Source organism: Microbacterium martis, from assembly GCF_047246685.1.
Lineage (GTDB): Bacteria > Actinomycetota > Actinomycetes > Actinomycetales > Microbacteriaceae > Microbacterium.
Genome location: NZ_JBFOKT010000001.1, coordinates 1123577 through 1142301 on the forward strand (window position 1 = coordinate 1123577; position 18725 = coordinate 1142301).

18 protein-coding genes are annotated in these 18725 nt (G+C 71.2%); 11 read left to right on the top strand and 7 right to left on the bottom strand.

Translation table 11 applies throughout. The features are described 5' to 3' along the window. Positions 1 to 97: 97 nt before the first annotated feature. The gene (locus tag AB3M90_RS05390) at positions 98 to 1069 is read right to left on the bottom strand and encodes a helix-turn-helix domain-containing protein (RefSeq protein WP_412950438.1); all 972 of its coding nucleotides are present in this window, start codon (positions 1067 to 1069) and stop codon (positions 98 to 100) included. Positions 1070 to 1133: 64 nt separating this feature from the next. Beyond that, on the bottom strand, positions 1134 to 1859 hold the full coding sequence (locus AB3M90_RS05395) for an exonuclease domain-containing protein (RefSeq protein ID WP_412950440.1): 726 nt from the start codon (positions 1857 to 1859) through the stop codon (positions 1134 to 1136). Positions 1860 to 1924: 65 nt separating this feature from the next. On the opposite strand from AB3M90_RS05395, the gene AB3M90_RS05400 reads away from it, so the two are divergent. Further along, a complete protein-coding gene (locus AB3M90_RS05400) occupies positions 1925 to 2824 on the top strand; it encodes an alpha/beta fold hydrolase (protein ID WP_412950443.1) in 900 nt (299 codons plus the stop codon). Here the strand turns inward: AB3M90_RS05400 and AB3M90_RS05405 are convergent. Continuing rightward, positions 2796 to 3269, bottom strand: coding sequence for an Lrp/AsnC family transcriptional regulator (locus tag AB3M90_RS05405; protein WP_412950445.1), 474 nt, complete (start codon positions 3267 to 3269; stop codon positions 2796 to 2798). The genes AB3M90_RS05400 and AB3M90_RS05405 overlap by 29 nt on opposite strands. 171 nt (positions 3270 to 3440) lie before the next feature. Here AB3M90_RS05405 and pdhA point away from each other — a divergent pair, with 171 nt between their 5' ends. The 3 genes from pdhA to AB3M90_RS05420 are packed head-to-tail and all read left to right on the top strand — an operon-like array spanning position 3441 to position 6924. Then, positions 3441 to 4556, top strand: a complete 1116-nt coding sequence (gene pdhA, locus AB3M90_RS05410) for a pyruvate dehydrogenase (acetyl-transferring) E1 component subunit alpha (RefSeq protein WP_412950448.1) — start codon at positions 3441 to 3443, stop codon at positions 4554 to 4556. 2 nt (positions 4557 to 4558) lie between these two features. Next, positions 4559 to 5569: an alpha-ketoacid dehydrogenase subunit beta gene (locus AB3M90_RS05415; protein ID WP_412950449.1), complete on the top strand. Its 1011-nt coding sequence runs from the start codon at positions 4559 to 4561 to the stop codon at positions 5567 to 5569. Continuing rightward, a complete protein-coding gene (locus AB3M90_RS05420; protein ID WP_412950452.1) occupies positions 5566 to 6924 on the top strand; it encodes a dihydrolipoamide acetyltransferase family protein in 1359 nt (452 codons plus the stop codon). Before AB3M90_RS05415 ends, AB3M90_RS05420 begins: the two co-directional genes overlap by 4 nt. Here the strand turns inward: AB3M90_RS05420 and AB3M90_RS05425 are convergent. Beyond that, the gene (locus AB3M90_RS05425) at positions 6917 to 7534 is read right to left on the bottom strand and encodes a TetR/AcrR family transcriptional regulator (RefSeq protein WP_412950453.1); all 618 of its coding nucleotides are present in this window, start codon (positions 7532 to 7534) and stop codon (positions 6917 to 6919) included. The genes AB3M90_RS05420 and AB3M90_RS05425 overlap by 8 nt on opposite strands. Positions 7535 to 7642: 108 nt before the next feature. Here AB3M90_RS05425 and AB3M90_RS05430 point away from each other — a divergent pair, with 108 nt between their 5' ends. Genes AB3M90_RS05430 through AB3M90_RS05450 form a run of 5 tightly spaced genes read left to right on the top strand, consistent with a single transcriptional unit; the run spans position 7643 to position 13595 of the window. Further along, the gene (locus AB3M90_RS05430) at positions 7643 to 9196 is read left to right on the top strand and encodes a carboxyl transferase domain-containing protein (RefSeq protein ID WP_412950454.1); all 1554 of its coding nucleotides are present in this window, start codon (positions 7643 to 7645) and stop codon (positions 9194 to 9196) included. A gap of 5 nt (positions 9197 to 9201) precedes the next feature. Beyond that, a complete protein-coding gene (locus AB3M90_RS05435; protein WP_412950455.1) occupies positions 9202 to 11142 on the top strand; it encodes an ATP-binding protein in 1941 nt (646 codons plus the stop codon). Next, a complete protein-coding gene (locus tag AB3M90_RS05440; protein WP_412950456.1) occupies positions 11142 to 12293 on the top strand; it encodes an acyl-CoA dehydrogenase family protein in 1152 nt (383 codons plus the stop codon). The genes AB3M90_RS05435 and AB3M90_RS05440 overlap by 1 nt, the downstream gene beginning before the upstream one ends. Positions 12294 to 12303: 10 nt before the next feature. Then, entirely contained in the window at positions 12304 to 12789 is a 486-nt protein-coding gene (locus AB3M90_RS05445) for a MaoC family dehydratase (protein WP_412950457.1), read from the top strand. Continuing rightward, positions 12786 to 13595, top strand: coding sequence for an HpcH/HpaI aldolase/citrate lyase family protein (locus tag AB3M90_RS05450; RefSeq protein WP_412950458.1), 810 nt, complete (start codon positions 12786 to 12788; stop codon positions 13593 to 13595). The genes AB3M90_RS05445 and AB3M90_RS05450 overlap by 4 nt, the downstream gene beginning before the upstream one ends. Before the next feature lie 29 nt (positions 13596 to 13624). Here the strand turns inward: AB3M90_RS05450 and AB3M90_RS05455 are convergent, their stop codons facing one another. Then, positions 13625 to 14212 (bottom strand): histidine phosphatase family protein, encoded by a 588-nt coding sequence (locus AB3M90_RS05455; protein ID WP_412950460.1) that lies wholly within the window; start codon positions 14210 to 14212, stop codon positions 13625 to 13627. Continuing rightward, complete coding sequence (locus AB3M90_RS05460) at positions 14209 to 15048, bottom strand: Sir2 family NAD-dependent protein deacetylase (RefSeq protein ID WP_412950462.1); 840 nt, start codon at positions 15046 to 15048, stop codon at positions 14209 to 14211. Before AB3M90_RS05460 ends, AB3M90_RS05455 begins: the two co-directional genes overlap by 4 nt. 80 nt (positions 15049 to 15128) lie before the next feature. Here AB3M90_RS05460 and AB3M90_RS05465 point away from each other — a divergent pair, with 80 nt between their 5' ends. Continuing rightward, complete coding sequence (locus tag AB3M90_RS05465; protein WP_412950463.1) at positions 15129 to 15944, top strand: TrmH family RNA methyltransferase; 816 nt, start codon at positions 15129 to 15131, stop codon at positions 15942 to 15944. A gap of 6 nt (positions 15945 to 15950) precedes the next feature. Here the strand turns inward: AB3M90_RS05465 and AB3M90_RS05470 are convergent, their stop codons facing one another. Next, positions 15951 to 16778, bottom strand: a complete 828-nt coding sequence (locus AB3M90_RS05470) for an SGNH/GDSL hydrolase family protein (protein ID WP_412950464.1) — start codon at positions 16776 to 16778, stop codon at positions 15951 to 15953. Between the two features lie 146 nt (positions 16779 to 16924). On the opposite strand from AB3M90_RS05470, the gene AB3M90_RS05475 reads away from it, so the two are divergent. Further along, positions 16925 to 18667, top strand: a complete 1743-nt coding sequence (locus AB3M90_RS05475) for a DEAD/DEAH box helicase (RefSeq protein ID WP_412950465.1) — start codon at positions 16925 to 16927, stop codon at positions 18665 to 18667. Positions 18668 to 18725: the final 58 nt, after the last annotated feature.

Genomic DNA, 18725 nt, shown 5'->3' on the forward strand with positions numbered 1-18725 from the left:
CGTACGGCAGACAGGAAGGACCGACACACGGCCCGGGGGGATAGATGAACTCTATCCGCCGGAAGCGTGGTCGGTGGCGCAGACGCGGATGGAGCCGTCAGTAACGAACAGACTCTTCGTCTGCTGTCATGGTGCGAGCATCCTCGGTGCGCACGGCCGGCGGAGCACCGTACGCCGCCCGATAGGCGGCCACGAAGCGCGACGGGTGCGTGAAGCCCCACCGGCGGGCGACCGCGGCCACGGGTGCAGACCCTGAGTTCTCGATCTCTCGACGCGCGCCGTCGAGGCGCGCCCGTCGAAGCGCCTGCGCCGGGGTGATGTCGAGCGCGCGGCGGAACGCGTACTGCAGGCCGCGCGTCGAGATGAACGCGGCGGCCGCCACGTCGTCCACCGTGATGGGCAGGTGCGCGTTCTCGTCGATGTACGCCAGAGCTCGGCGCACGGTGACCGGCGCGCCGCTGCGCTGCGCGGGACGGCGGAGTGCGTGCGCCAGGGTCGTCGGGAAAGTGGAGAGGGTCATCACCAGCGCGTGGCGTTCGAGCTCGGACAACAGCATCCGGTCGTCTTCTGCTCCCTCTCCGGCCACTTCGCCCACAGCCGTATCGAGGTAGTGGAACATCCGCTCCCAACGGGACGCCTCCGCCGCGCCCACAGGGCCGGTCCCCGTCGATCGCAGAATCGCGGTGTCGTCGCCGATCATCAGCCGGACGCGCGCCTGCGCCGCGTCCCGGTCGAACACCAGCGCGCGGACCTGCGCCGATCCGTGCCAGGCCGCCTGCACGGGCGCCCCGTCGGTCAACCAGGGCGCTCGCGGATCGATCGCTGATCGGTGCGACCAGACCCGCGCCACCGGAGAGTCGACCCGGCACACGAGCAGCTGTTCCTCGGATCCCGCGGTGGAATGGATCTGCGCGGCGAGGTCGTAGCGCACAAGCGTCGCAGAGCCGAGACCTGCGGAACGCCAGTCGAATCGGAAGCGCTGCGGATCGACCCTCTGGAGCGACGCCGACGGCACGAAGCGCTTCCAGGTGGCCTCCACGACATCGACGTCCGTTGACGTGAACTGCATCGCCGATCCTCTTCCGACGGCGATTGGGGGAGCCGTTATGTGGACAGTAGCACCGCCGACGACCTCACTCGGGCGCGGGTGGCGTCGCGCGCACGGGCCAGGTGCCGTCGACCACCTGTTCCGGGTCGAGCCGCCCGATGCGGACGAAGTACTCCGTGAGGCTCGCCGCCTGGGCACGCGCCCAGCCGATCTGGCGGGTGTGCAGCTCGATCAGGGTCGGCGGCAGGGCGAACTGCCGCGCCATAGCCTGCGCCACCCGCCCTGCCGCGATCGCATCGGCCGCCGCCTGGTGAGCGTCGCCGAGGCGCACGGCATAGTGCTCGGCGACGACCTCGAGGGTGCGGCGGCCCGGACGGTAGCGGTCGTAGGCCTTGTCGATGACGAACGGGTCGATCACCGGCGACGGGTCGACGAGCGCCTCGACGCCGTGTCGCACCGCCTCGTGCGCGAGCAGGGAGAAGTCGAACGACGCGTTGTAGGCGACGACGGGAACGCCCTGCGCGAGGAGTGAGCGCAGGGCGCCGGTGACCTCACCGATCACCTCCCGCGCCGGCCTGCCGTGCGTGCGCACGTACTCGGTGGTGATCCCGTGCACCGCCGTCGCACCGGGCGGGATCTCGATTCCCGGATCGGCGACCCACGACCGCGCGGCGATCTGTCGGCCCTCCGCGTCGAGCACCCCGACGTGGGCCGTCACGACGCGATCGGCGGCGACGTCGACACCGGTCGTCTCGAGATCGAACACGGCGACACGGCGGAGCCAGGGCGGGAGGGGGGAACCGGTGGGCATGCGCTCACGCTAGAGCGGCGGTCGGACATTCCGAGTCGGCGGCCGGCGGCTTCTAGACTCGGAGCATGACGGTGCCCTCGCCCTATGCCGAACGACTGCGTCGACTGCCCGTGCGTCGGCACGAGGTCTCGGTGCGCGGCGGCACGACCGCCTACTGGGAGTACGGTCCCGCAGACGCCGCGACGACGATCGTGGCCGTCCACGGCTTCCGCGGCGAGCACCACGGGCTCGAGCCCGTGCTCGCCTTCCTCCCCGAGGCGCGGGTGATCGCCCCCGATCTTCCCGGTTTCGGTGAATCGGCACCGCTGCCCGACCGCACGCACGATCTCGGCGAGTACGCCGCCTGGCTCCGAGAGTTCGCGGCGTCGGTCGCTCCCGGCGCCGTGATCCTCGGACACTCGTTCGGCTCGATCGTGACCGCGGGTGCGGTCGCGGGCGGACTCCCGACGCCGCGGCTGATCCTCATCAATCCGATCGGAGCGCCGGCGCTCGAAGGCCCCAAGGGCCTCATGACGCGGCTCGCGGTGCTCTACTACGCCCTCGGGGCACGCCTTCCCGAGCGGGTCGGCACCGCTCTGCTCCGCAACCGCCTCATCGTGCGCGTGATGAGCATCGCCATGGCCAAGACGAGGGATGCCGGGCTGCGTCGCTTCATCCACGACCAGCACGACACCTACTTCTCCCGCTTCTCCGACCGCGACGTGCTGCGGGACGCGTTCGTGGCCAGCGTGTCGCACGACGTGCGCGAGTTCGCGAGGGACATCGACGTGCCGACCCTCCTCGTGGCCGCCGAGCGCGACGACATCACCCCCATCGAGGCCGAGCGCTCTCTGGCGGCACTCTTCGCCGACGCGACCCTGGTGGAGATCGCGCACGTGGGCCACCTCATCCACTACGAGACGCCCGCGGAGGCCGCCGGTGCGATCCGTCGCTTCCTCAGGATTCCCGTCGTGCCAAGCCCATGAGGCCGGCGACTCGGAACGGGATCACCTCGCCCATCGCCAGCGACGTCTCGGTGCGCTCGACGCCCTCGATCGAGAGGATCCTCGCATCGGTGTCGAAGAGGTGACGGGCGTCGCGGCAGGCGACTCGCGCCAGCAGGTCGATCGAGCCGCTCAGTCCATGAGCCTGGACGATCTCGGGGATGCGGGCGAGCTCGCCGATGATGCGGGGAAGATCGGGCTGACGAACGCCGATGTTCACGAACGCCTGCAGCGGGAAGCCCAGCACGTCGGGGGAGAACGACCGCTCGTATGAGAGGAACACGCCCGACTGCTCGAGCCGGGCCATGCGTGCCTGGATGGTGTTGCGCGAGAGCCTGAGACTCTCGGCGAGGGCCACGACGGTGGTGCGCGGATCGTCGGCGAGGGCGGCGAGCAGCTCGAGATCGATGCGGTCCAGTCCTGGCATAGTGCCAAACCTTATCACCAGGATCGGTCGGATATCTGCGCAACATGCTCAAGAGCTCATCCAATGCTTGAGCGAGGTGCTGAGCGGTCGTAGCCTCAGAGCACGCCGGTGACGACGCCGGCGACGAAGCGCAGCGCCTCACGAGGGCTGCTGACGACTGGGAGGACGACGATGTCACCGCAGATCACCCCCATCGCGGACACCGCACAGGACCTGGAGCTCTCGGAGCGCCTGATCGCCCCCGACGGTTCGCGCGTTCCGAACGCGCGACTCGACCCGTACATCGCCGACGTCGACCCGGCTCAGCTGCGCGACCTGCACCGCGACATGGTCGTCCTGCGGCGCATCGACGCCGAGGGTGTCGCGCTCCAGCGTCAGGGACAGCTGGGTCTCTGGGCGCCGTGCCAAGGCCAGGAGGCGACGCAGATCGGAACCGCCCGTGCCCTCGCGCCGCAGGATTTCGTGTTCCCGAGCTATCGCGAGACCGGCGTCATCTACGCCCGAGGGGCCGAGCCCGGCGACTACGTGCGGATGTGGCGCGGTGAGGAGGGAGCCGGGCACGACCCGGCCGCGCTCCGCGTGGCTCCGCTCCAGATCATCATCGGTGCGCAGACGCTGCACGCCGTCGGCTATGCGCTCGGCATCCGCCATGACGGCGCCGACGAGGTCGCCGTGACCTACTTCGGCGACGGGGCGACCAGTCAGGGCGACGTCAACGAGGCGATGATCTTCGCCGCGTCGTACCAGGCGCCCGTCGTCTTCGTGTGCCAGAACAACCACTGGGCGATCTCTGAACCGGTGGCGGTGCAGTCGCAGTTCCCGATCGCCGGACGCGCCCCGGGCTTCGGCATCCCGAGCCTGCGCGTCGACGGCAACGACGTCCTCGCGTGCATGGCGGCGATGCGCTGGGCCCTCGCGCACGCCCGCGCGGGGAAGGGGCCCGCCTACATCGAGGCGGTGACCTACCGGATGGGCCCGCACACCACGGCCGACGACCCGACCCGCTACCGTGACGACGCCGAGCTCGACGAGTGGCGGCGACGCGACCCGATCGCGCGTCTCGAATCCCACCTGCGCGGCATCGGCGAACTGACCGATGTCCACGCCGCAGAGATCCGGTCGGCGGCCGACGCGGTCGCGAAGGAGATGCGCGCAGCCTGCCTGGGCATGGTGACCCGGCCGCCCCTGGCCGTGTTCGACGGCGTCTACGCCGAACCCCATGCCGGCCTCGAGCGTCAGCGCGACGAGTACGCGGCGTACCTCTCCGGGTTCGCGGAGGAGGCGTGACCATGACCGAGATGACGCTGGGCAGGGCCCTCGGAGCCGGTCTGCGACAGGCCATGCGCGATGACGACCGGGTCGTCCTGCTCGGGGAGGACATCGGGCGCCTCGGCGGGGTCTTCCGCATCACCGACGGACTTCTCGACGAGTTCGGCGCCCAGCGCGTCATCGACACGCCGCTGGCGGAGTCGGGCATCGTCGGAATGGCGGTGGGTCTCGCGTTCCGCGGCTACCGCCCGGTGGTCGAGATCCAGTTCGACGGGTTCGTGTACCCCGCCTTCGATCAGATCGTGGCCCAGGTCGCGAAGCTGCACTACCGCACCCAAGGCAGGGTGAGGATGCCGATCACCATCCGCATCCCCTGGGCGGGCGGCATCGGAGCGGCCGAGCACCACTCCGAGTCGCCGGAAGCGTACTTCGTGCACACGGCCGGACTGCGGGTGGTCGCCGTCTCCGACCCCGCCGACGCCTACCGGAGTCTGCGCCAGGCGATCGCCTCGGATGACCCGGTGATCTTCTTCGAGCCGAAGCGGCTCTATCACCACAAGGGCGAGGTCGATCTCGAGGCCCCCCTCGCCGATGCCCCGCCGATGGGCCTCGCGCGCGTCGTGCGGGCGGGGAGCGACGTCACCCTCGTCACCTACGGCGCCATGGTGTCGACGGCGCTGCAGGCGGCCGAGGCGGCCGAGGACGAGGGCGTCTCCCTCGAGGTCATCGACCTGCGGTCGCTGTCGCCCGTCGACTACGGCACGGTGTCGGCATCGGTGCGCAGGACCGGCAGGGTGGTCGTCGCGCACGAGGCGTCCCGCGAGGCCGGCGTCGCCGCCGAGGTCATCGCGAGCATCACCGAGCACTGCTTCGAGTACCTCGAGTCCGCGCCGCTGCGGGTGACCGGACACGACGTGCCCTATCCGCCCGCGAAGCTGGAGAAGTATCATCTGCCCGACCTCGATCGGCTGCTCGACGCGGTCGACCGCGTGCTCGACCGCCCCCACAGCTTGACGGGAGCCGAGGCATGAACACCGAGTTCCGCCTTCCCGATCTCGGCGAGGGCCTGACCGAGGCCGAGGTCGTGCAGTGGCTGGTCGCTCCGGGCGACACGGTCGCGCTCAATCAGACGCTGGCCGAGGTCGAGACCGCCAAAGCGGTCGTCGAGCTGCCCTCGCCTTATGAGGGCACGGTCTCGGCACTGCATGCCGAAGCCGGGCAGACCATCGCCGTCGGCGCTCCGCTGATCGCCTTCGACGTGGTCGGCGACGACGGCGAGGCTTCTTCGGCCGGCACGGCGGATGCGACGCAGCCGAACCTCGTCGGCTACGGCGCCGCTCCCACGGCGACCGGTCGCCCGGCTCGGCGCGCACGACGCACCGGATCGCGCACGGTGTCGGCCGACACGGCCGTCCTCGAGGCGGCGCCGCACGACGCCATGCCGTCGCCGAGCACCGACCGCGTGATCGAACGGCCCCGCTCCACGCCGCCGGTGCGTGCGCACGCCAAGCGGCTCGGCGTCGACCTGGTGCTCGTCGCCGCCGAGGTGGGGGATCGGCTGATCACCCGCAACGACGTCGACGCGTACGCCGAGCGGGTCGGCGTGATCCCGGCGACCGCCGCGCTGTCGCCGGCGCCGACCGTCGCTGCGACGACGTCATCGGATGCGGGGAGCACCTCCCCGCATCGCGAGACCCGGATCCCCATCCGCGGCGTCCGCAAGCACACGGCGGCGGCGATGGTGCAGAGCGCGTTCACGGCGCCGCACGTCACGGTGTTCCACACCGTCGACGTGACGGCGACCATGGATCTGCTCGCGCGATTCCGCGCGGATCCCTCGCTCGGTGAGCACCGCATCGGCCCGCTCGCCGTGGTGGCGAAGGCCGTGTGCCTCGCCTTGGGGCGCGCACCCGGGCTGAACGCGCGCTGGGACGACGCCGCAGGCGAGATCGTGCAGTACCACTACGTCGACCTCGGCATCGCCGCGGCGACCGATCGCGGATTGATCGTCCCGAACATCCGCGACGCCGACCGTCTCGGGCTCATCGAGCTCGCGAGCGCCGTGAAGTCGCTCGCCGAGACGGCGCGCTCGGGTCGCACCTCGCCCGCGGAGCTCGCCGGCGGCACGTTCTCGATCTCCAACATCGGGGTGTTCGGCGTCGAGGCCGGCACTCCGATCCTGCCGCCGGGGCAGTCCGGCATCCTCGCGGTCGGCGCCGTGCGGCGGCAGCCCTGGGAGCACGGGGGAGAGATCGCATTGCGCCAGCTGATGACGCTGAGCCTGTCGTTCGATCATCGGCTCGTCGACGGAGCGGAGGGGGCGCGGTTCCTCAAGGACGTCGCCGACATCCTGGAGGAGCCGGGCCGCGCGCTGCTGTTCAGCTAGGGGCGCGGAGGGCGGCATCCGCCATCGCGACGAGGACGCTCGCGGTGGCGGCATGCCGACGCGCGGCCGTCCTCGTGCTGTGCGGCGTGGAGTTGATGAGTCCGAAGCACGCCTGGACGCGGAGCCGGAGCTCCTCGCGGTCGTCGCTCGACGACGCGTCTCCGGTTTCGTCGTGCACGCGATGCAGCGCGGCCATCCACGCTTCGATGTAGATCCGCTGCAGGCGCCGGACCTCGCTCCGGTCTCCCTCGGACAGGTGCGCGACGTCACGGTCCTGCACCTGGATCACCTCGGCGTTGCCCAGGGCGAAGTCCACGTGGAAGCGGATGAGGGCGCGCATGCGCTCGTCGGGGGAGGCGGTCGTGTCGGCGACCCGCGCGCCCCCGTCGACGAGGTCCTGGCTCACCTTGACCAGCACCGCGCCGAGCAGCGCCTGCTTGCCGGCGAAGTGTCGGTAGACGGCAGGTCCCGACACGCCGACGGCCGCGCCGATGTCCTCCAGGCTGACGCCCGTGTAGCCGCGCTCGGCGAAGAGTCGCGCCGCGGCGCGCAGGATGGCGTCCGAGCGCTCGGCCTTGGCGCGGTCGCGGGCGGTGACCGGGCTTGTCATCTCAGTTAATCCTCGCTAACCTGATTGCACGGGTTAGTGAACACTAACCGAGAACGCATGCAGCGCGCCAGCAGGGCCGCGCGACCGTGAGTCGAGGAGGACGTCACGATGCCGGCAACCCAGCAGTCGCTCGCCACCCAGCTGCGCGAGCGCCTCGCGACGGCGGCCCGCGGAGGACCCGAGGCCTCGCGAGAGCGCCATCTCGCCCGCGGCAAGCTGCTCCCGCGCGATCGTGTGACCCGACTGCTCGACGAGGAGAGTCCCTTCCTCGAGGTCGCACCGCTCGCGGCCGACGGACTCTACGGGGGAGAGGCACCGGGAGCCGGCGTCATCGCCGGCATCGGACTCGTCCACGGCCGTCACGTGATGGTCGTCTGCAACGACGCCACGGTCAAGGGCGGGACGTACTTCCCGCTCACGGTGAAGAAGCACCTGCGCGCCCAGGAGATCGCTCTCGAGAATCGGCTCCCGTGTCTGTACCTGGTCGATTCCGGCGGAGCGTTCCTGCCGAAGCAGGACGAGGTGTTCCCCGACCGCGAGCACTTCGGCCGCATCTTCTTCAACCAGGCGCGCATGTCGGCCGAGCGCATCCCGCAGCTCGCCGCCGTGCTCGGCTCGTGCACCGCCGGAGGCGCGTACGTCCCGGCCATGAGCGACGAGACGGTCATCGTCCGCGGTCAGGGCACGATCTTCCTGGGCGGGCCCCCGCTGGTCAAGGCGGCGATCGGCGAGGTCGTCACGGCCGAGGAGCTCGGCGGCGGAGACCTGCACGCGCGACGCAGCGGCGTCGTCGACCACCTCGCCGAGGACGACGAGCACGCTCTCGAGATCCTCCGCGACATCGTCGCCACGCTGCCGCCGCCGGCGGAACCCGCCTGGGAGGTGCTCGCGACCCGCCCGCCCGAGGAGGAGTCGTCGCTGTACGACGTGGTGCCGGTCGACGTGAACGCCGCCTACGACGTGCGCGAGGTCATCACGCGCCTCGTCGACGGCGACAGCCTGCGCGAGTTCAAGGCGGAGTACGGCACGACCCTGGTCACCGCGTTCGCGCGCCTGCACGGGCACCCCGTCGGGATCGTGGCCAACAACGGCGTGCTGTTCAGCGAGTCGGCGCTCAAGGGCGCCCACTTCATCGAGCTGTGCGATCAGCGCGGCATCCCGTTGCTGTTCCTGCAGAACATCACCGGATTCATGGTGGGATCGGATGCCGAGGCGGGAGGCATCGCGAAGGACGGGGCCAAGATGGTGACCGCGGTCGCCAGCACCCGCGTGCCGAAGCTCACGGTCATCATCGGAGGCTCCTTCGGCGCCGGCAACTACTCCATGTGCGGTCGCGCCTACTCCCCGCGGTTCCTGTGGTCGTGGCCGGCGAGCCGCATCTCGGTGATGGGCGGCGCGCAGGCGGCATCCGTCCTCGCCACGGTCAAGGCCGATCAGATGGCCGCGCGCGGGGAGACCTGGGACGGGGCGGAGCGGGCCGGCTTCGAGGCGCCCATCCGTGAACAGTACGAGAGCCAGGGCGAGCCGTACTACGCCACGGCGCGCCTGTGGGACGACGGGATCGTCGACCCGGCTCAGACCCGCGATCTCCTGGGCCTCGCCCTCGACGTCGTCTCCCGCAGCCCGCTGCCCGAACCGCGCTTCGGCGTCTTCCGGATGTGAGTGCCATGGCCGAACCGAGCCTCGCCGATGCGTTCCCCACCGTTCTCGTCGCCAACCGCGGCGAGATCGCGCGCCGGGTGATCCGCACCCTTCGCGCGCACGGCATCCGCAGCGTGGCGGTACACAGCGATGCCGACGCCTCGTCGCCGTTCGTGCGCGAAGCCGATGCGGCCGTCCGCATCGGGCCGGCCCCCGCCGCGGAGTCGTACCTCGACATCGACGCGGTGATCGCCGCCGCGCGCTCGAGCGGTGCGCGTGCGATCCATCCGGGCTACGGATTCCTCTCGGAGAGCGTCGGTCTCGCCGAGGCCTGCGCCGAGAGCGGCATCGTCTTCCTCGGGCCCTCGATCGAGGCCCTGCAGATCATGGGCGACAAGGCGCGCGCCCGCGAGCACGTGCGGCGATCCGGAGTGCCGGTCGTTCCGGGTTTCGACGCGACGGGTCTCTCCGATGCCGAGATCGCCGATGAGGCGGCGGACGTCGGCTTCCCGCTCCTGGTGAAGCCGAGTGCCGGCGGCGGGGGGAAGGGGATGGAGGTCGTCGCCGATGCGGCGGCGCTGACCGATGCGCTCGCGTCGGCACGCCGGGTGGCGGCGGCGGCGTTCGGCGACGACTCGCTCATCCTCGAGCGCCTGATCGGGCGTCCGCGGCACATCGAGGTGCAGGTCTTCGGCGACGTCCACGGCACGGTGCGCGCTCTCGGCGAGCGGGAGTGCACCCTCCAGCGACGTCACCAGAAGGTGATCGAGGAGGCGCCGTCGGCCGGCATCCCCTCCGCGACGCGGGAGAGGCTCCTCGCGGCCGCCGTGCAGGCCGGGGAGAGCGTCGCCTACGTCGGCGCGGGCACGGTCGAGTTCCTCGTCGACGCCGACGCCCCCGACGAGTTCTTCTTCATCGAGATGAACACCCGCCTGCAGGTCGAGCACCCGGTGACCGAGGAGGTCACCGGCCTCGACCTGGTCGCGCTGCAGCTGCATGTCGCCGCCGGACTGCCTCTCGACGCTGCGCCGACGACCCGCGGTCACGCGGTGGAGGCACGGGTCTACGCCGAGTCCCCGGAGCGCGGATTCCTGCCGTCGACGGGGACCGTGCTGCTGTTCGACGCCCCCGCCGGGGTGCGCGTCGACGCGGCGGTCGAGACCGGCAGCGAGGTGACGGGGTTCTACGACCCGATGATCGCCAAGGTGATCGCGGTCGCCGACGACCGGGCGACGGCGCTCGCGCGCCTCGACGACGCCCTCTCGCGGACGGTCGTCCTGGGCGTCGACACCAACATCGCCTTCCTGCGCCGGCTCTGCCGCGATCCGCGCGTGGTCGCCGGCGACCTCGACACCGGGCTGATCGACACCCTGCTGCCCGTGGCCGTGGAGCCGCCGTCGCCGATCATGCTCGCCGCCGCGCGCGTCGCCGTGACGACGGACGCACCGGCCGCGAAGAGCGGTCGCAGCGCTCCGCTGTGGCGAGAGCTGCGCGGATGGAGACTGGGCTCCGCGCCCGTCACGAGAGCGCCGTTCGTCGTGCTGACCGAGAGTGGAGACGTCGTCGAGGAACCGGCGGACCGGCCCGAGCCCGAGCCGTCGAGCAGCGGCGCGGTCGCCGCAGTCGACGCCGAGGGTGCGGTGTGGGTCTCGGTCGACGGCCGCACCGCGCGGCTGCGTCCCCTCGATCGCCGGGGACGGATGCAGCGCCGCCTCGCCGCCCGCCGGGCAGCGGTGTCGGAGACGGAGCCCGAGGCTCGCGCATCCATGCCGGGCAGCATCGTCGCCGTGCACGTGACCGACGGCGCCGTCGTCTCGGCGGGCACCCCGCTGGTCGCGGTCGAGGCGATGAAGATGGAGCACCTCGTGCTCGCGCCGCACGACGGCGTGGTGCAGCTGCTGGTCGCGGTCGGCGACCAGGTGCGGCGCGACCAACCGGTCGCCCGTGTGACCACGGAGGAGACGTGATGAGGGAAGACCTGTCCGACGAGGAGCGCGATCTGGCCGCGATGGTGCGGGAGTTCGCCGACACGGTCGTCGCACCGCAGGCGTACGAGGCCGACAGGAATCACACCCTGTCGATGGACGTCGTGCGGCAGATGGGGGAGCTGGGACTGTTCGGCCTGCCGTTCCCGGAGGAGCACGGCGGCCAGGGCGGAGACTACATGGCTCTGGGCATCGCCATCGAGGCGCTCGCCCGCGTCGACCAGTCGATCGCCATCACCCTCGAGGCCGGCGTGAGTCTGGGCGCGATGCCCGTGCATCGCTTCGGCTCCGAGGCGCAGAAGCAGGAGCTCCTTCCCGACCTGCTCGCAGGGCGTGCTCTCGCCGGCTTCGGTCTCACCGAGCCCGAGGCCGGAAGCGATGCGGGCGCCACGCGCACGACCGCGAAGCTCGACGGCGACGAGTGGGTGATCGACGGGTCGAAGCAGTTCATCACGAACTCCGGAACGCCCCTGACCCGGTTCGTCACGGTGACGGCCGTCACCGGAGTCGTCGACGGGCGCAAGGAGATCTCCACGATCATCGTGCCGAACGGGACGCCGGGTTTCACGGTCGAGCCGCCGTACGACAAGGTCGGCTGGAACGCGTCCGACACGCACCCGTTGACCTTCCAGGGCGCGCGCGTTCCCGCGGCCAACCTGCTGGGCGAGCGCGGGCACGGCTTCCGCAACTTCCTCAGCATCCTCGACGAGGGTCGCATCGCGATCGCCGCGCTCTCCACGGGGGCGGCAGAGGGGTGCCTGGAGGCATCCGTCGACTACGCCCGCAGCCGCACGATCTTCGGCACCGCGCTGAGCACCCGGCAGAACGCCCAGTTCACGCTGGCCCGCATGCGCGCGCGTGTGCACACCGCTCGGCTCGCCTGGCATCACGCGGCGCGGTTGCGCGACGCGGGGCGGCCGTTCGCCGAGGAGGCGGCGATCGCCAAGCTGGTCGCCGGTGAGGCCGCGATGGACAATGCGAGGGACGCGACGCAGATCTTCGGCGGCAACGGATTCATGAACGAGTTCCCGGTGGCGCGGCACTACCGCGACTCCAAGATCCTCGAGATCGGCGAGGGCACGACCGAGGTGCAGCTGCTCGTGATCGCGCGGTCGCTCGGTCTCGCCGGGTAACGTGAGCGGGATGAGCGGGAACGACATCGTCCAGCGCGGCCTCTATCACGAGGAGTTCGTCGTGGGGGCGCGGTATCTGCATCGACCGGGACGCACGGCGACCGAGGCCGACAACGTGCTGTTCACCACGCTCACGATGAACACCCAGGCGCTCCATCTCGACGCGGCGTTCGCCGATGCGCAGGAACCGTTCCGCGCGCGACTGATGAACTCGATGTGGACGCTCTCGACCATGGTCGGATCGTCGGTCGCCCAGCTGACGCAGGGGACGCTCGTGGCTCAGGTCGGCCTCGGTGACATCGCGTTCCCGCACCCGCTGTTCGCCGGCGACACGCTGTACACCGAGAGCGTGGTCGTCGAGAAGCGGCTGTCGGAGTCGCGTCCCGGTCAGGGCATCGTGACGATCGCCCACACCGGCCGCAATCAGGACGGCACGGTGGTCGCGACGGCATCCCGCACAGTCCTGGTGCACTGCCGTCCCGGAGGCGGGGCATGAGCGGATTCGAGCTCGGACCCGCGCTGCTCTTCTGCCCGGCTGATCGCCCGGAGCGCTTCGCCAAGGCTCTGGAGCGGGCCGACGCGGTCATCCTCGACCTGGAGGACGCCGTGCTGCCCGAGGCCAAGGCCGCGGCGCGGGCCAATCTCGAGGTCGCCGACCTCGATCCCGCGCGCGTCATCGTGCGGGTGAACGCACCGACGAGCTCGCATTTCGCGGCAGACGTCGAGACGCTCTCGCGCACGGACTTCCGCACCGTCATGGTCGCGAAGACCGAGAGCGTCGAGAGCCTGACCGCTCTCGACCCCCGGCACGCGCTGGTCGCGCTCATCGAGACGGCGCGCGGCGTGCACGCGGTCGGTGCTATCGCCGCGGATCCGCGCGTCGTCGCCCTGATGTGGGGTGCAGAGGATCTGGTCGCGTCGCTCGGCGGAACCTCGTCGCGCGCGGCCGGCGGCGCCTATCGCGACGTCGCCCGGTATGCCCGGTCGCGCGTGCTCGTCGAAGCGGGCGCCCACGACAAGGCCGCGATCGACGCGGTCCACGTCGACATCGACGACGAGGCCGGGTTGCGGGGCGAGGCCGAGGATGCCGCCGCGTCGGGCTTTCGGGCGACGGCCTGCATCCATCCCCGTCAGGTCCCCGTCGTCCGCGCCGCGTACCGTCCCGACGACGCCGCGGTCGCCTGGGCGCACGGCGTGCTGCGGGCGGCTGCGACGGAACGCGGGGTGTTCCGCCACGAGGGCCGCATGATCGATGAACCGGTGCTGCGTCACGCCCGCGCGATCGTCTCCCGCGCCGGCTGACCGGATCCACGGCGGTCCGACCGTGCCGCTCAGAGGACGGAGAACTCCTCCAGGAGCCGGAGGGAGGTGGGCGAGGCCTCGAACCGGTGCGCCGAGCCGTTGGCGATGACCTCGCCCTCGCGGGGGAGCGTGCCGCCGGAGACGTGGTCGATCACGGCGCGGATGACCCCGCCGTGCGCGACCACCAGGACCGACTCGGCGCGCGGCGTCGTGCGTCGCCTCGACTCCGCCGCGATCCGGTGCAGCGCGTCGATCGCGCGGATCCCGACCTCGTCGAGCGACTCGGCCCCCGGCACCTCGGCGTGCCAGTCGCCGAAGGTCTCGATGTATTCCGACACGAGCATCCCCTCGCCGATCCCGAACTCCCGTTCGCGCACGTCGGGAATCACCCCGGCGAGCGGCAGCCCGAGCTCGGTGCCGATGATCTCGGCCGTCTCCTTCGCGCGCGCCAGAGGGCTGGCGTAGATCGCGTGGTGCTCGCCGCTGCGGAGTCGGACGGCGGCCGCGTGCGCGTCGGCACGTCCCTTCGCGTTGAGCGGGATGTCGGTGGAGCCCTGGATGCGACGGGCGAGGTTCCAATCGGTCTGGCCGTGGCGGATGAGGGTGATGAGGGTCACGTGAGCAGTTCCTGGAGGGCGGGGAGCACGTCGCTCGTCCCTGCGGCGATCGTGAGATGCGCCCACGGGTCGGCGCGGGTCGGCTCGCGGTTGACGATGATCAGGGGGATGCTGCGGCGTCGGGCGCGCTCGACCAGTCGCACCCCGGAGTTCACGACGAGGGACGACCCCGCCACGATGAGCGCCGTGCTCGAACGCAGCAGCGACTCGGCCGCGCGGAAGCGGTCGTGCGGCACGTACTCCCCGAAGAACACCACATCGGGTTTCAGCACCCCTCCGCACACGGTGCAGGTCGGGATCACGAAGCCGTCGGTCGTCTCGGGCAGCACGTCGCCGTCCGGGGCGAGCCGAACGTTCTCGGGAACGGTGATCCACGGATTGAGCTCTTCGATCTGCACGGCGATGTCGCGCCGATCGAAGACCTGTCCGCAGTGGAGGCACAGCACCCGCCGCATGGTGCCGTGCACCTCGATGACGTGCGAGCTCCCGGCGCGCAGGTGCAGTCCGTCGACGTTCTGGGTGATGACCCCCGAGACGGCGCCGGAGGATTCGAGCTCGGCGAGGGCGACGTGTCCGCGATTGGGCGCCGCCTGTGCGAACGCCTTCCAACCGAGGTGCCCGCCGACCCAGTATCGGCGTCGCGCCGCCTCGTCGCCGAGATAGGTCTGGATGGTCATCGGATCGCTGCGGGTGCGAGCGCCCTCACCGCGATAGGCCGGGATGCCGCTGTCGGTCGAGATGCCGGCACCGGTGAGGAGGGCGATCCGCCTGCCGCGCAGCAGCTCCGCCGCCCGGGCGAGAGTGGCCGACAGCTCGGCAGTGCTCGACGCGCTCACAGAACCTCCCTGAGCGAGTCTACGACCTGCGCCGCGGGGGAGCGGCGCGTGCGTCGCCCGCCGGTGGCAGAGTGGCATCCGTGGAGATCATCGCCCTGTCCGACGCCGCCGACCCTCGCCTCGACGACTACCGCGGTCTCACCGACACGGCGCTGCGCGCGGCGCGCGAGCCCGAGCGCGGCCTGTACATCGCCGAGTCGGCGAAGGTGATCGCGCGCGCCGTCGGGGCGGGCCACGAGCCGCGGTCGGTCATGGTGCAGCAGCGATGGGTCGACGGCATCCGCGACCTCCTGGCCGACCGCGACGTGCCGGTGTACGTCGTCCCCGACGATGTGGCCGAGGCGGTGTCGGGATTCGAGATCCATCGCGGCGCGCTGGCGTCGATGCATCGCCCCGTGCTGCCGTCGGTGAACGAGGTGCTCACCGACGCATCGCTCGTGCTGATCCTCGAGGACATCGGCGATCACACCAACGTCGGCGCCGCCTTCCGCGCGGCCGCGGGTCTGGGTGCCGACGCGGTGCTGGTGTCGCCTCGCTGTGCCGACCCGCTGTACCGGCGCAGCGTGCGGGTGAGCATGGGCGGTGTGTTCCAGGTCCCGTGGACGCGGATGTCCGACTGGGGTGAGGCGGTGGGCGACCTGCACTCCGCGGGCTTCGACATCGTCGCGCTCGCGCTCGAGGAGCGCGCCGTCGCCCTCGACGAGTACGTCGCCCTCGGGGCGGAGCGTGTCGCCCTCGTCCTCGGGTCGGAGGGCGACGGGCTCTCCCGCACAGCCCTCGACGTCGCCGACCACGTCGTCACCATCCCCATGTCGGGCGGGGTGGACTCGCTCAACGTCGCCTCGGCCGCCGCCGTCGCGCTCTGGGCGCTGCGACGCCGACCGTCGCAGGCCTGACCGGGCTCAGCTCTGGTCGAGCCTGATCACCGGCGCGGCCTCGGGGCGCTTGGCTGCCACGTGGTCGCCCGACGACTGGTGGCGCAGCCGGCGCAGCACCCAGGGCACGAGGTGCTCGCGCGCCCAGCCGAAGTCCTCCGAGCGGGCCTCGCGCCACGTGCGCACGGGCAGCGGTTCGGGCTGCATGGCCTCCAGGTCGTTCGGCACGTTCAGCGCGCGCAGCACCATGCGTGCGACCTCGTGATGCCCGAGCGAGTTGTAGTGCAGGCGGTCGTCGTCGAAGAAGCGCATGTCCTGCACGACCTTGAGCGCCCACTGGTCGGCGACGATGCAGTCGTGGCGCTCGGCGATGGCGCGCACGTTCTCGTTGTAGATGGCGACCTTGCCGCGGAAAGCGCGGAAGACGGGCGTGAACCCGGTGTCGATGCCGGTGAAGAGGATGACCGCCGCCCCGGTCGAGGCGAGCCGGGCCACCGCGTCCTCCAGCTGCGCCGCGATGGCGTCGGGATCGGTCCCGGGGCGGATCACGTCGTTGCCGCCCGCGCAGATCGAGACGAGGTCGGGATGCAGCGCCACGGCCGGCTCGACCTGGTCTGCCACGATCTGCGCGATGAGCTTGCCGCGCACGGCGAGGTTCGCGTACGCGAAGTCGTCGACCTGCTGACCGAGCACCTCGGCCACGCGATCCGCCCAGCCGCGGTGACCGCCCGGCGAGGCGGGGTCGGGATCGCCGATGCCCTCGGTGAACGAGTCGCCGACGGCGACGAAGCGCCGCCAGGGGTGCACGCTCTCGTTGGCGACATACGGGGTCCGGGTCGAATCCTGGTCGGTCATCCAGCTCTCCTTCGCGAACAGCGGCGCCGGGCGGTGGCCGCAGCGCAGTGACCGAGCCTACTCGCCGGCGGCGCGTCGTGGGACGAACGACAGAGCCCTCCTGGACCCGGGCCGGAGTGTCCGGAGGAGCGATTATCGTTGTCTCGATGCTCTCACCGTCCTTTCCTCAGCGCGCCCCGTGGGGAACCGCCAGCAAGCTGCGCGCGTGGCAGCACGAGGCTCTCGAGAAGTACTTCCAGGCCGACCAGCGCGACTTCCTCGTGGCGGCGACGCCCGGTGCCGGCAAGACGACCTTCGCGCTCACACTCGCCGTCGAGCTGATGCGCATGGGCGAGGTGAACCGCATCATCGTGGTCGCCCCCACCGAGCACCTCAAGACACAGTGGGCCGACGCGGCCGCTCGCGTGCACATCCGCCTCGATCCGCGGTTCCGCAACAGCCATTGGGCACCCGCGCGGCACTACCACGGTGCGGTGGTGACCTACGCGCAGGTCGCGGCCAAGTCGTCCGTGCATCGGCATCTCACCGAAGACGCGCAGACGCTGGTCATCCTCGACGAGGTGCATCACGGGGGCGATGCGCTGAGCTGGGGCGACGCGATCCGCGACGCGTACGGACCGGCCAAGCGGCGGCTGCTGCTGTCGGGCACGCCGTTCCGCAGCGACACCGCGCCGATCCCGTTCGTCGAGTACCACCCCGACGAGTCCGGGGCGCGCATCTCCCGCACCGACTACAACTACGGCTACGGCCGCGCCCTGTCCGACGGCGTGGTCCGCCCGGTGCTGTTCCACATGTACGCCGGCAAGATGCGGTGGCGGACCACGTCGGGCGACGAGCTCGAGACGCACCTCGGCCAGGACAACACGAAAGACGTCACCTCGCAGGCCTGGCGCACGGCGCTCGACCCCGAGGGGGAGTGGATGCCGGCCGTGCTGTCGTCCGCCGACCGACGTCTCACCGAGATCCGTCATCATGTACCGGATGCCGGGGGACTGGTGCTCGCGACCGACCAGACGGTGGCGCGCGCCTATGCGAAGATCCTGCACCGCATCACCGGACAGCATCCCACCGTCGTCCTCTCCGACGATGCGACGGCATCGGAGAGGATCGAGCGGTTCAGCGCGAGCAACGACCGGTGGATGGTCGCGGTGCGCATGGTGTCGGAGGGGGTCGACGTCCCGCGCCTGGCGGTGGGGGTCTATGCGACGTCGTCGTCGACGCCGCTGTTCTTCGCTCAGGCCATCGGACGATTCGTCCGTGCGCGCCGCCGGGGTGAGGCGGCCAGCGTCTTCCTCCCGCAGGTGCCCGTGCTGATGAATCTCGCGGGCGAGATGGACAAGCAGCGCGACCACGCCCTCGACCGCCCGTCGGCCGACGACGACGGCCTCGACGACTCGCTGCTGGAGAGCGCCAATCGCGAGGACGACGCCTCGGATGCGCTGACGCAGGAGTTCAGCTACCAGGCGCTGTCGTCGGTCGCGCACTTCGACCGGGTGGTTTTCGAGGGTCAGGAGTTCGGCCAGCTCGCCGAGCCGGGCACACCCGAGGAGGAGGAGTTCATCGGGTTCCCCGGGCTCCTCGAGCCCGAGCACGTGCACGAGCTGCTGATGCAGCGCCAGGCACGCCAGGCGCGGCACCGCGAGGCCCGAGAGGCGGCGGCCGGCCCCACCGAGACGACGACGCTTCCCGCACCGCTGCACCGCACGCTCAAGGAGCAGCGGCAGCTGCTCAACAGCCTGGTCGGACTCTACGCCCGGCAGAAGGGCGAACCGCACGGCGCCGTTCACGCGGAGCTCCGCCGCATCTGCGGAGGGCCGGCCGTCGCACAGGCGACGGTGACACAGCTCCAATCGCGCATCGATGTCCTGCGCAAGCGCGTCCGTTCCTGAGCACCGTCCGGGCCCCTGAGCACCGCCTGGGTCCCTGAGCTCCAACTGGGTCCCTGAG